The sequence below is a fragment of the Devosia sp. ZB163 genome (genome assembly GCF_028613635.1).
In the GTDB taxonomy this organism is placed as follows: domain Bacteria; phylum Pseudomonadota; class Alphaproteobacteria; order Rhizobiales; family Devosiaceae; genus Devosia_A.
Map to the genome: position 1 here is coordinate 356771 of NZ_JAQRMY010000004.1, position 12895 is coordinate 369665.

General features: G+C 65.0%; 11 protein-coding genes. 7 read left to right on the plus strand and 4 right to left on the minus strand.

Going from position 1 to position 12895, the window contains the following annotated elements; all coding sequences use genetic code 11:
* The first annotated feature begins 71 nt into the window (after positions 1–71).
* Entirely contained in the window at positions 72–563 is a 492-nt protein-coding gene (locus PRN20_RS19965; protein WP_273959394.1) for a hypothetical protein, read from the plus strand.
* Here PRN20_RS19965 and PRN20_RS19970 read toward each other — a convergent pair.
* Positions 560–2389, minus strand: coding sequence for an aminopeptidase P family protein (locus PRN20_RS19970; RefSeq protein ID WP_273959395.1), 1830 nt, complete (start codon positions 2387–2389; stop codon positions 560–562). The genes PRN20_RS19965 and PRN20_RS19970 overlap by 4 nt on opposite strands.
* Positions 2390–2699: 310 nt before the next feature.
* On the opposite strand from PRN20_RS19970, the gene PRN20_RS19975 reads away from it, so the two are divergent.
* Positions 2700–2834 (plus strand): hypothetical protein, encoded by a 135-nt coding sequence (locus PRN20_RS19975; RefSeq protein ID WP_273959396.1) that lies wholly within the window; start codon positions 2700–2702, stop codon positions 2832–2834.
* Between the two features lie 86 nt (positions 2835–2920).
* On the opposite strand, the gene surE is transcribed toward PRN20_RS19975, so the two are convergent.
* Together surE and serS are read right to left on the minus strand one after the other, a co-directional pair.
* The gene (surE, locus tag PRN20_RS19980) at positions 2921–3685 is read right to left on the minus strand and encodes a 5'/3'-nucleotidase SurE (protein ID WP_273959397.1); all 765 of its coding nucleotides are present in this window, start codon (positions 3683–3685) and stop codon (positions 2921–2923) included.
* Positions 3682–5007, minus strand: a complete 1326-nt coding sequence (gene serS, locus PRN20_RS19985; RefSeq protein WP_273959398.1) for a serine--tRNA ligase — start codon at positions 5005–5007, stop codon at positions 3682–3684. Before serS ends, surE begins: the two co-directional genes overlap by 4 nt.
* Positions 5008–5182: 175 nt before the next feature.
* Between serS and PRN20_RS19990 the strand changes: the two genes are divergently transcribed.
* On the plus strand, positions 5183–7588 hold the full coding sequence (locus PRN20_RS19990; protein WP_273959399.1) for an ATP-dependent helicase: 2406 nt from the start codon (positions 5183–5185) through the stop codon (positions 7586–7588).
* A 2-nt stretch (positions 7589–7590) separates the two neighbouring features.
* Positions 7591–8355, plus strand: coding sequence for a hypothetical protein (locus PRN20_RS19995; RefSeq protein WP_273959400.1), 765 nt, complete (start codon positions 7591–7593; stop codon positions 8353–8355).
* Between the two features lie 4 nt (positions 8356–8359).
* Here PRN20_RS19995 and PRN20_RS20000 read toward each other — a convergent pair whose 3' ends face one another.
* Positions 8360–9289, minus strand: a complete 930-nt coding sequence (locus tag PRN20_RS20000; protein ID WP_273959401.1) for a DMT family transporter — start codon at positions 9287–9289, stop codon at positions 8360–8362.
* A gap of 175 nt (positions 9290–9464) precedes the next feature.
* Between PRN20_RS20000 and cls the strand changes: the two genes are divergently transcribed.
* The 3 genes from cls to PRN20_RS20015 all read left to right on the plus strand — a co-directional run bounded on the left by cls (position 9465) and on the right by PRN20_RS20015 (position 12579).
* Entirely contained in the window at positions 9465–10919 is a 1455-nt protein-coding gene (cls, locus tag PRN20_RS20005; RefSeq protein ID WP_273959402.1) for a cardiolipin synthase, read from the plus strand.
* Positions 10920–10925: 6 nt separating this feature from the next.
* Entirely contained in the window at positions 10926–11639 is a 714-nt protein-coding gene (locus tag PRN20_RS20010) for an endonuclease/exonuclease/phosphatase family protein (protein WP_273959403.1), read from the plus strand.
* A gap of 73 nt (positions 11640–11712) precedes the next feature.
* A complete protein-coding gene (locus PRN20_RS20015) occupies positions 11713–12579 on the plus strand; it encodes a 50S ribosomal protein L11 methyltransferase (RefSeq protein ID WP_273959404.1) in 867 nt (288 codons plus the stop codon).
* Positions 12580–12895 lie beyond the last annotated feature (316 nt).

Sequence of the window (12895 nt, forward strand, 5' to 3'; positions counted from 1 at the left end):
GCGCAGCCCTGAAGGCGCCGCGACTCGTTGCTAGCCGGAGTCCGTTCGAAACCGGGCACGACGGGGCGGTCATGCGGCGCATAGTCTCTACTCTTCTACTCGTTGTCGGCTTCACGGGCGGCGCGGCGGCGTACGACACGCCCAAGGCGCTGGTCGAAGCCATCTATCAGCCCTACACCAGTGGTCAGAACCACGATGGCGGGCTTCAGCACTTCTACTCCGAGCGGCTCAAGGGCCTGTACTCGGCGAGTGTCGAGCGCCATGCGAGCGAGGAGGCCGGGGCGGATGCCGCGTCGAACGCAGCGGACGTGCTCGCCTTTGACCCGTTCATCGAGGCGAACCACACGCTGCTGTTCGATCTGGTGATCAACGAGCCGGTGGTGAGCGGCGACCGCGCGGTAGCAACGGTCAGGTTCCACAACTTCGACCACCTGAGCCTGATCAGCGTGTCGATGGTCAAGGAAGCCGACGGCTGGAAGGTGGACGATGTCGCATCGCTCGGCGGCAGCCAGAACTGGTTGCTGTCCTGGCTGCTTCAGTACGATCCGTTCGCGCTGATCTAAATCTCGCGCGTGGCGTCCTTGAGCCACGCCTTCACCTCGCCCTTCACGAGCGGGCCGATCTCCTTGAACACCCGCTTGTGGTAGGCGTTGAGCCACTCGCGCTCCGGCTCGCTCAGCTGCCTGACGTCGATGAGTCTCAGGTCGATCGGGGTCAGCGTCAGCGTCTCGAACTCGAGGAACTTGCCCTCGCCAACCTCGCTCTCGATCACGTTGAGCAGGTTCTCGATGCGGATGCCGTAGGCGCCTTCCTTGTAGTAGCCCGGTTCGTTCGAGGTGATCATGCCGGGCTCGAACGGGGTCGGATAGCGCGGCGAGATGCCGATGGGGCCCTCGTGCACGGAGAGAAACGCGCCGACGCCGTGCCCGGTGCCGTGGTTGTAGTTGATGCCGTCGGCCCACAGGAACTGGCGTGCCAGGACGTCGATCTGTGCGCCGGTCGTTCCCCTGGGGAAGCGGACCATCGACACCGCCATCATGCCGCGCAGCACACGGGTGAAGCGGTCCTTCTGCTCTGCGGTCGCCTTGCCGGTGAAGAGGGTGCGGGTGATGTCGGTGGTGCCGGAGAGGTACTGGGCGCCGGAGTCGACCAGCATCAGCTCGCCGGGCTTCAGCCCGCGGTTGGTGCGGGCGTCGACGCGGTAGTGGATCACGGCGCCGTTTGGGCCGGCGCCGGAAATCGTGTCGAAGCTGATGTCGACGAGGCTCGAATCCTCGCGCCGGAAGCTTTCGAGCGCGGTGGCGATGGTGATCTCGTCGAGCTTGCCCTTGGGGGCCTCGGTGTCGAACCAGTGGAGGAACTTCGCCATGGCGGCGCCGTCGAGCCGGTGCGCCTCGCGCATGCCGCCGAGCTCGGCATCGTTCTTCCTGGCCTTGGGCAGCAGGACTGGATCGCGCTTCTCGATGAGCCTGGCTTCGCTGACGCCCTTGATGGCATTGGCCACGGCGACGGGGACCGTCCCGGGATCGACCATCACGCGCTTGTCGCCGGCGCCCAGCTTGCGCAGGGACGCGACCATCGTCGCAACGTCCGCGACCTTGGCGAGGCCTTCGAGGCCCTGCCTGAGCTCGGGCGTGATCTTGTCCTTGTTGAAGAACAGGGTCGGCATGCCGGATTTCGGCACGAGCGCATAGCAGAGGACGACGGGCACGTGCGGGACGTCGCGGCCGCGCAGGTTGAAGAGCCAGTTGATCGATTCCGGTACCGTCAGCACCAGCGCGTCGGCGTCGTCCTCGGCCATGGTGGCCCGGATCTCGGCGAGCTTGTCCGGCGCGTTCCTGCCCGCGCGGTTGTGGCCGAGGAACTCGATCGGGGCGACAGGCGGGGCAGGGCGATCGGTCCAGGTCGTGTCGACAAGATTGGCGACCGGGACCAGCGTGGCCTTGCCGGCGAGCTTTTTCTCGAGGTCGGCGATTTCGCTGGGCGTGTGCAGCCAAGGGTCGAAGCCGACCTTGCCGCCCTTGGGTACGAACTCGGCGATCCGGGGCGACATGCCACCCTGTGCCGCCTCGAGCACTTCGATGACCGTGGTGTCGGTCTCCGCCGGGGCCTGCAGCGTGTAGCGGCCATCGACGAACAGCGCGGCCTTGCGGCTGCCGATGATGGCGAGGCCGGCCGAACCGGTGAAGCTTGTCACATAGCTGAGCCTCGCCTCGCTGGCCGGAACCGATTCCCCGCGATGCGCGTCGGTGCGGGGAACGAGGAACGCGTCGACCCCGGCCTCCTTCATCGCCGTCCGCAGCGCCTTGACGCGCGGAGCCACCGTCCTGGGATCGGTGCGGATATCGAACGTCTGGTAAACGGCGGGGGCGAAGGCGTTGTCGTTCATAATGAAATGCCGTGGGAAGGTAGGTGGCGCGGACCCTAACAAGGCCCGTTGGCCATTGCGAGCGTTCATTCCGCGTTCAGAGCGGCCGGTGCGCAGCCGCCAGGCGCAGCGCTACATCACCGAATATCTGAAGGCGCGAACCGAGCTGGAGAGCCAGCGTCGGGACTGACGCGATTCACCGGCTGTTAAGTGGCCCTGCGCCAATGGCATGGCTGCCTTTCGCAACAACGACTTACCGGCGGGGCTCGCCCGCACTACATACACATCGTCGGCAGAAGAGCCGCACGAGATTCCACACCGGGAGAATGAGATGCCCGAGAGCAAGAACGACTTCCGCAAGGCGCTAGCCGGCGTGATCGATGCGCGGGGCCGCGAGGCGACCCGCAGCGTTGCGCGCGCCCGCGAACACCTGTTGCTCGGCGCGCTTACCAAGCGCCCGAGCTAAGCCACAGCGCGTCACGCGCGGGATTAGTCCCAGTATCAAGACCGAAGCGAATCCCCGGCATCGTCCGGGGATTTTGGTTTTTATGGCTAGAGGTCCAGCATGCCGTCGAGGCGGCCGGCCAGCTCGTGGTGGGTGTGCTGGAGCATGAGCGGCGTCACGGTGATTGCGTTCTCATGCATCAGCAGGCCGAAGTCGTTCTCGGGATCGAGCGGCGTCGGCGTCTCGGGGATGGCGATGAAGAACTTCCCGGCGTTGTCGCTGGGATAGTAGGCCATCGGCGAGCGCGAGAAGCGCTGGAAGGGGACGACGCGGATGCCGCTGACGTCCTCGGGGGCGCAGAAGGGCAGGTTGACGTTGAAGTAGGCGTCGCCGCGCGACCGCACCTGAGCGAGGAGCTGGCGGACGACGCGGGCGCTGTAGGTCGCCGCGTTGGTCCAGTTCACCTCGTTGGTGCGCTCGTAGTCGACGCCCTGGCTGATGCCGATGCCGAGCGCGCCGTGGAGGGCGCCCTCGCGGGCTCCGGCGACGGTCCCGGAACAGTTGAGGATATCGCCCAGGTTCTGGCCGTTGTTGACGCCGGAGAGCACGAGGTCCGGCTTGATGTCCTTGCAGACATAGGTCATGCCGGCGACGACGCAGTCGGCGGGCGAGCCGCCGACGACGGAAAAGACCCGCTCGCTGCGCTGATCGAGACCCAGTTCGCGCCCGAAGGTGAAGCGGTGGGCGGCGCCCGACTGGTTGCCGTCGGGGGCGACCACCCACACATCGTCGCTGAGTTCGGCCGCTATGGCGCGCATCACCTCGATGCCGGGCGCGTCCACGCCGTCGTCATTGGTGATGAGGATTCTCATGAGCGGGCGCCGATCGACTTGAGACCCTTCATGTAGGACTGCAGCGCGTCGGGGACGAGGACGGAGCCGTCTTCCTGCTGGTAATTCTCCATCACCGCGATCAGGGCGCGGCCGACGGCAACACCCGAGCCGTTCAGCGTATGGACGTGACGGATCTTGCCGTCCTTGTCGCGGTAGCGGGCGTCCATCCGGCGGGCCTGGAAATCGCCGCAGACGGAGACCGAGCTGATCTCGCGATAGGTGTCCTGGCCCGGCAGCCAGGCCTCGAGATCGTAGGTCTTCTGCGCGCCAAAGCCCATGTCGCCGGTCGAAAGCATCATCACCCGGTAGTGGAGGCCCAACTGCTTGAGCACGTCCTCGGCATCCGAGAGCATCTTCTCGTGCTCTTCGCCCGAGGCCTCGGGGGTGGTGATGGCCACCATCTCGACCTTGTTGAACTGGTGCTGGCGCAGCATGCCGCGCGTATCGCGGCCGGCCGAACCGGCTTCCGAGCGGAAGCAGGGGGTGAGGGCGGTGAGACGGAGCGGCAGTTCGTCCTCGGAGAGGATGCTGTCGCGCACGAAGTTGGTCAGCGGAACCTCGGCGGTGGGGATCAGCGCGAGGCGACCCTCGCCGTGCGGCACGAAGAAGAGGTCTTCCTCGAACTTGGGCAGCTGGTTGGTGCCGTAGAGGGCATCGTCCTTCACGAGGTAGGGCGGCTCAACCTCCGTGTAGCCGTGCGCGTCGACATGCAGGTCGAGCATGAACTGGCCGATGGCGCGCTCGAGGCGGGCGAGGTGGCTCTTCAGCACGACGAAGCGGCTGCCGGAGATCTTGGCGGCGACCTCGAAATCCATCTGGCCGAGGGCCTCGCCGGTTTCGAAGTGCTCCTTCGGCTTGAAGGAAAAGGTCGGCCGGGCCGGGCGATTCTTCGCCGCCGTCTCGGGCGAGCCGTTGCGGCCGAAATACTCGACATTGTCGCTCTCGTCGGCGCCGCGAGGGACCTCATCGAGCGGGATGTTCGGGATGATGGCCAGCGCGCCGCGGAGCTTGTCCTCGGCTTCCTTGCGGGTGGCTTCGCCGGCCTGGATGGCGTCCTTGAGCTGGGCGACTTCATCCATCAGCGCCTGGGCCCTGGCCTCGTCCTTCTGGGCCTTGGCCTGGCCGATCTGCTTGGACAGCGCGTTGCGCTTGGCCTGTGCCTCCTCGACGGCGGCAATGGCGGTGCGGCGGGACTCGTCCATCTCGATGAGCTGGGAGGCCGTGAACGGCACATTCTTGCGCTCCTTGAGCGCAGCATCGAATGCGGCGGGGTTGGCTTTGATCCAGTTGATGTCGAGCATGGAAAACCTGCGGGTCGCGGGGAGCGATCTCGTTTACCGGATTGGGGGGCGGGATCAAGGGGCGAGAGTGCCGGATCGTCGCTCTTCCGGTCACTTCGCGTGCCCGCGCATATACATCCGGGCTGCCACTGCCTATATTCGCCAATGAGAACGAAACAGGATTCGTCAATCCCGCATGCCAGCTGAACCGCAACGCCTCGACCGCCCCAAGGCAGGCTCGATCACCAGCCAGTTCGGCCGGGGATCGGGTGCGCCCGACTATCTGAGAGGGCTCAACGAGGAGCAGCGCGAGGCCGTGATGACCACGGAGGGGCCGCTGCTGGTGCTCGCCGGCGCCGGTACGGGCAAGACGCGCGTGCTGACGACGCGTATCGCGCATATCCTTACCTCGCGCCTCGCGTGGCCGTCCGAAATCCTGTCGGTGACCTTCACCAACAAGGCGGCGCGGGAGATGAAGGAGCGCATCGGCGCCATCGCCGGCGCGGCCGTCGAAGGCATGCCGTGGCTCGGCACGTTCCACTCGATCGGCGCGCGCATCCTGCGCCGGCACGCCGAACTGGTGAACCTGCGCTCCGATTTCACCATTCTCGATACCGACGACCAGATCCGGCTGATCAAGCAGTTGCTCGAAGCCGAGAACATCGACGAGAAGCGCTGGCCCGCCCGGGTGTTCGCCGGGATGCTCGACAACTGGAAGAACCGCGGCTGGCTGCCGGACGACGTGCCGATGGCGGAGCTCTCCGGTTTCGCCAATGGGCGACTGCCGAACCTCTACCGCGACTATCAGGCGCGGCTGGCGACGCTCAACGCGACCGATTTCGGCGATCTGCTGCTGTTGAACATCAAGGTGTTCAAGGAGCATCCGGACGTGCTGGCGGAGTACCACCGCAAGTTCAAGTACATGCTGGTGGACGAGTACCAGGACAGCAACACGGCTCAGTACCTCTGGCTGCGGCTGCTCGCGCAGGGGAAGCCTGCGTCGGAGGCGAATCTCTGCGTCGTGGGTGACGACGACCAATCGATCTATGGCTGGCGCGGCGCCGAGGTGGACAACATCCTGCGCTTCGAGAAGGACTTCCCGGGCGCCAAGGTGATCCGGCTCGAGCGCAACTACCGCTCGACTTCCAACATCCTGAAGGCCGCCTCGCACCTTATTGCCAACAACGAGAGCCGGCTGGGCAAGACGCTCCAGACGGATGTCGGTGAGCCGGGCGAGCTTGTCGCCGTGACCTCGGTCTGGGACAGCGACGAGGAAGCGCGGCAGGTTGGCGAGGAGATCGAGCAGCGCCAGCGGCAGGGCGATGCGTTGAACTCGATGGCGATCCTCGTGCGCGCTTCGCACCAGATGCGCGCCTTCGAAGAGCGTTTCATCACGCTGGGGCTCAACTATCGGGTTATCGGCGGCCCGCGCTTCTATGAGCGCAAGGAAATCCGTGACGCGCTGGCCTACCTGCGGCTGGTGTGGAACCCCAGCGACGACCTCGCCTTCGAGCGCATCGTCAATGTGCCCAAGCGCGGGCTGGGCGATTCGACGCTCAAGATTCTCTACGACGCAGCGCGGCACCAGGGGGCGTCGCTGACCGGCACGGTGCGCATGCTCATCCAGACCGAGGAGCTGAAGCCCAAGCAGCGAACGACGCTTCGCCAGCTCATGGATCAGTTCGATGACTGGGCGCAGCGGGCAAGGGCGCTTCCGCTCGAGGATGGCGACCCAGATGAGGAGATCGCTCCGGGTATCGTGCGGCGGCACGCCTCGCATGCCGAGCTGGCCCGGCAGGTGCTGGACGAGTCGGGCTACACGGAGATGTGGCAGAACGACAAGTCGGCCGAGGCCGAGGGGCGGCTCGAGAACCTCAAGGAACTGGTCAACTCCATGGAGGAGTTCGACTCGCTCGGCGGCTTCCTCGAGCACGTCTCGCTGGTCATGGACCGCGATACCGGCGAGGCCGACGACGCGGTCTCGATCATGACGCTTCACTCGGCCAAGGGGCTCGAGTTCGACACCGTGTTCCTCCCCGGCTGGGAGGAGGGCCTGTTCCCGAGCCAGCGGACGCTCGATGAACTTGGCCGCGCCGGGCTCGAGGAGGAGCGGCGGCTCGCCTATGTGGGGCTCACCCGGGCACGGAAGCGCCTCAGGGTTTCGGTGGCGCAGAACAGGCTTACCCATGGGCTCTGGCAGTCGGCCATCCCGTCGCGGTTCCTCGACGAGCTGCCAGCCTCGGCGGTCGAGGTGAAGGATACGGGCTCGTCCTATGGCGGCTATGGGTACGGTGGACGCACCGGCGGTGGCCGCTTCGACACGCGCGATCCGTTCGACTCGATCTACGAGACGCCGGGGTGGCAGCGGGCGCGGGCACAGGCTTCGACCCGCAAGTCGCACGGGCCGGTGACGATCGACGGCGACCTCGTCGCCCGCTCGGTGGATGATGGGCGCGGTTCGAAGTATGCGGTCGGCGAGCGGGTGTTCCACCTGAAGTTCGGCTACGGCACGGTCAACAATATCGAGGGCAACAAGCTCTCGATCGAGTTCGAGAAAGCCGGTCCGAAGAAGGTGCTCGAAAGCTTCGTGCAGAAGGCTTAGCGATGACGCGGGAACTCGAGACTTCCCGCGCCATGTATGAACAAGTTCGGACCGAGCTACTGTTTGGCTTTCCTATCCTAGAAGCTACCGTGCCCGCGCCTAGGGCGACGACCCTGCGGCGTCAGCGAACCTTTCGATACTTGGAGCGAAGCCTTCAGCAGGCAATAGTTGTCAAGCTGGCCCGCTTGGTAACTGGTGTACAGGCAACGTGGCATCTGCTTGTCGGCGGCTTTTCGCAGGAGGCCGGAGCCATCCAGCGTATTCTCGATCAACTCGATTCTGACATATCGTTCTTGTCCGGGCCGCTCATTGGCGGAAAACGTGAACCGATCCACGATAGGTATCTGAAGGAGTTCTTCCAAGAAGAGTTCGATGGAGCAGATCCCGTGGTCTCGCGGTTAGCTCGTGACCGCGTTCCGAGAGCGAAGATTCGCGCGTACAACGTGCGCACATTTTCTGATCCTGACGACAACACCCAGAGGATCCTTGACGTTCTTGCGTTCGTAGAGGGGGCATACTCAGGTTTCATCCACTCTGCCGGTGCACACGCCATGGATACATTTGATGCTACGTCGGGACGGTTTCTCATTCAGGGGATGCACGGAACGCCCTTTCTTGACGACAGTTTTGTGGATTTCCGCAACTACCTTCATCGAAGTCTCGTGGCCATGGCGACGGCGGCGATAGCTCTTAGGCAACGCAAACTATTCGAGCACCTAAAAGAACGGTCAGATCGTATCGCCGCTGACTTTAGGATGCATGGCTAGAACATCACTGCGGCGGGCTGACTTCGCTCGCCTTCTTCCGCTCCAGTCCCAGCTGGTGCTCGCGGTAGATGATGAAGAGGCCGGAGCCGACGACGATGGTGCCGCCGATCAGCATCTGCACGCTCGGGACATCCTGGAAGATCACGTAGCCGATGGCGATGGAGAGGATCAGCGAGGCGTATTCGAACGGCGCGACCACCGACATGTCGGCGTGGCGGTAGGATTCGGTGAGCAGGATCTGGCCGATGCCGCCGAAGATGCCGGCGCCGATGAGCAGGGCGAACTGCTCGGGCGTCGGCATGACCCAGCCGAACGGGATCGTTGCGAGGCCAAGAGCCGCCGACGTCACCGAGAAGTAGAGGACGATGGTGGCCGAGCGCTCGGTTTCGACGAGCTTGCGCACGAGCACCATGGCGGTGGCGGCAAAGCCGGCCGCGACCAGCGCCGAGATGGCGCCAAGAGTCGCCCCGCTCATGTCCGCGATGCCGCCCGAGAAGACGGTGAGGCGGGGCCAGATGATGACAATGACGCCGACGAGGCCGACCAGCACCGCGCTCCAGCGATAGAGCCGGACCTGCTCATGGTAGAAGACGGCGCTGAACACCACGATCAGCAGCGGCGTCGCGTAGCTGATGGTGATGGCCTCGGCGAGCGGCAACTGGGTCAGGGCGAAGAAGCCGGTCATCATGCCGCCGGTGCCGACGAGGCCGCGCATCAGGTGGCTCAGCGGGTGCCTGGTCTTGATGCCGACGCCGAGTTCGCCCTTCCAGATCAGATAGACGATGATCGGCAGGACGGCGAAGAACGAGCGGAAGAACACCAACTGGCCAGCCGGCACGCCTTCGGAGGCCTTGAGCAGGCTGGACATGCCCAGAAACACGCAGACCGAACTCAGCTTGAACGCAATCCCCGTCATGGCGTTCTGACGGAGCATTGGCGGTTGCGGCGACACGGGCAAAATCTTCCAGAGGCGGGAAAGCAGGCGATAAGGGCTTGAGTGCTACTGTCGCGGCGTTTGCTGACCGGCGCAACTGTTCAGTGCCTTGGTGCAGGTACTAGCCAGCTTCCGTGCATCGGCTATTAGTCTTAGGCGAACCGCCGGAGGGACGATGACGGAAGTTGTCGATATGACCGACGTGGTCGAGGGTGTCGTCGAGAGCATCCCGATCATCGCGATGATCCTGGCCGGATTCTATGTGCTGGCGGTCATCTGTGCCGTTCGCGAGATCAGCGTGTCCCGCACATCCCAGGGCTCGATCGCCTGGCTCGTGTCGCTGGCCTTCCTGCCTTTCCCGACCACGATCTTCTACCTGATCTTCGGCTGGAAGCACTTTGACAGCTACGCCAAGACCCGCATGCAGGTGCGCCAGTCGCGCCTGATCCGCAGCGAGGACCTGCAGGTCATCGACCGCGACATGGGGGCGGCATGGCCCGTGCAGCGCCGCGCCGCCGGCATGCCGTTCCTCGCCGGGAACAAGGCCGAGCTGCTGATCGACGGGGAGGCGACGTTCGATTCCATCCTCGAAGGCATCGCCGAGGCCAAGCGCTATGTCTTCGTGCAGTTCTACATCATCCGCGCCGACGAGCTGGGCCAGCGCCTCGCGGCCGCGCTGATGGAGCGGTCGCGCGCCGGGGTTTCGGTCTACGTGCTCTATGACGACGTCGGCAGCGGGGGGCTGTCGAAGGAGTTCAAGGACCGGCTCTGGGCCGAAGGCATCCAGATCTACGGGTTCAACCACCGCCACCAGTTGCTGCGGGTGTTCGGGCCCATGCGGATCAACTACCGCAACCACCGCAAGAACGTGGTGGTGGATGGCGAGGTGGCGTGGACCGGCGGCGCCAATGTCGGCATCGAGTATCTCGGGCAGGACAAGCGGTTCGGCCACTGGCGTGACACGCAGCTGCGCATCGAGGGGCCGGCCGCCTCGTCACTGTCGCTGATCTTCCAGGAAGACTGGCTGTGGGCTACCGGCGAGGCGCTGGACGTTCCGCTCGCCGGCACCGCGGGAGTGGGCGACGTATCGGCGCTGGTCATGGCGACCGGGCCGGCCGACAAGCTCGAAGCCAATGCGATCGCCTTCACCGACATCATCGGGCAGGCCCGGGAGCGGCTGTGGATCGTCAGCCCGTACTTCGTGCCGGACACCGATACGCGGACGGCGCTGTTCGCGGCGGTGCTGCGCGGCGTGGACGTGCGCGTGATGCTGCCGGCCAAGCCGGACCATATGCTGGTCTGGCTCGCCAGCAATGCGCACGCGGATTCGATGGTGGAACACGATGTCGCCATCTACCGTTACGAAAAGGGCTTCCTGCATCAAAAGGTGCTGCTGATGGACGACAGGATCGCCAGCGTCGGCAGCGTGAACTTCGACAACCGCTCCTTTGCGATCAACTTCGAGATGACCGTCTGGATGCCGAACAAGGCTGTGGTCGACGCCGTGGAAGCGATGCTGGTGGCCGACTTCGCCAGTTGCCGCAAGGTGACCAAGGAAGAGGTGCTGGGGCGCAACCCCATTCCCCGCTTCATCTCGCAGGCCGCGCGCCTTTTCTCTCCCATCCTCTAGGGTCCGATGATCAAATTCGCCTCATACAACATCCGCAAGAGCATAGGCACGGATCGAAAGCGCCAGCCCGAGCGGATCATGCAGATCCTTGCCGAGCTCGACGCCGACGTCGTGGCGCTGCAGGAAGTCGACCGTCGCTTCGGGCAGCGGGCGACGACGCTGTCGCCGGACCTTCTGGTGGATTTCACGCACTACATGCCGGTGCGCTTCGGCATTCGCGAGCAGAGCCTGGGCTGGCACGGCAATGTGCTGCTGGTGAAGAAGGGCATCCGGGTCGCGAACGAGCAACGGATCGAACTGCCGGCTTTCGAGCCGCGTGGTGCCGTTATGGCGGACGTGCTCATCGGGGATGCGGCGGTACGCGTCGTGGGCATGCACCTGGGGCTGCTCGGCAACTCGCGGACCAAGCAGGCCGAGGCCATAGTCGCCCGTCTCGAGCAGCTCGAGGGCAAGATGCCTACGGTCATCATGGGCGACCTCAACCAGTGGGCCAAGAACGGCAAGAGCCTCGCCGCCTTCGCCAAGCACCACGACGTGATTACGCCCGGCCCGAGCTTCCACTCGCGCCGGCCCATGCTCGAGCTCGACCGGATTATCGTCAGCCGTGACTTTCGGGTGGAGGCAAATGGCGTGCATCACTCGGCGCTCGCCCGGACCGGCTCGGACCACCTGCCAGTCTGGGCCACGCTTTCGCTGCTGCGGTCGGAAGCCGCCGCTTAACGATCGCTGGCTGGCGGGCATTGACTTCGCCGGTCGAGGCCCCGAAACAGCGGGCGAACAGGATTTTCTGCCCATGACGCTTTCGCAACTCTCCACCCCCCTCACCAAGGAGCAGGCTTACGCCCTGGTCGACGCCGTCATGGCGCGCGAGGACATCGCCATCACTGCTTCCGCACACGAGGATGCCGAAACGGGCGAGTGGGTGTTCGAGGCGACCTGCGACAGCGAACCCGATATCGAGGCCTTCAACGCCATCGCGCGCGAGACGCTGGGCGGCGATGTCAGCTTCGCGGTCGAGGCGATCGATCCGTCCGTCAACTGGGTGGCGAAGTCGCTCGAGGGGCTGCAGCCGGTGGTGGCGGGCGGCTTCTATATCTATGGCAGCCACGATGATGCGCCCCCGGCCGGCGTCACCGCCATCAGGATCGACGCCGCGCAGGCCTTCGGCACCGGCCACCACGAAACCACCACTGGCTGCCTCGAGGCGATCGACCGCGCCCTGAAGCGGCGGCGCTATACTTCGATGCTCGATGTCGGCACGGGCACCGGCGTCCTCGCCATCGCGCTCGCCAAGCGGACGCACCTGCCGGTGCTGGCGACCGACATCGACCCGATCGCCGTGACCACGACCGCCGACAATGCGAGGGAGAACGGAGTAGGGCGCTTGGTCATCCCCCTCGAGGCCACCGGGCTCGACCACCGACAGATTTCCGCCGGCGCTCCGTACGACCTTGTCGCCGCCAACATCCTCGCCGGCCCCCTGGTGTCGCTGGCGCCGGGCATGCGCAGGATCACCCAGCGCGGCGCGACCATCATCCTTTCCGGCATCCTGCTGACGCAGGCCGCGCGTGTCGTCTCGGCCTATGCACTGCAGGGTATCGTGCTGCGCCATCGGATCGAGAAGAAGGAATGGGCGACGCTGGTGCTCGAGCGCACCTAGGCGGCCTTCGCGCGCTTAACCCTACCAAGCCCTGAATCTGCTCACGAATTTGCGATGCAAAATGCGTCGCACTTAAATCACTCTTTACCTTAACGCCCTAATCTCCAGTCCATTGAGTACCTGCGTAGAGTGGACTGATGAGTAATCGCGTGATCGGAAGGGCGTTCAAAACCGCCGCGATTGTGGGCCTTCTCGTAGGGGCCACAGCGCTTTCGGGGTGTAGCTCGCTGGGAGGTTTCGGCTTTGATCGGACGACGACCGGCTCGGTCAACGCCGCGGCGCCGATGGCCTCGTCCCAGTCGATGCCCAGCCGGCT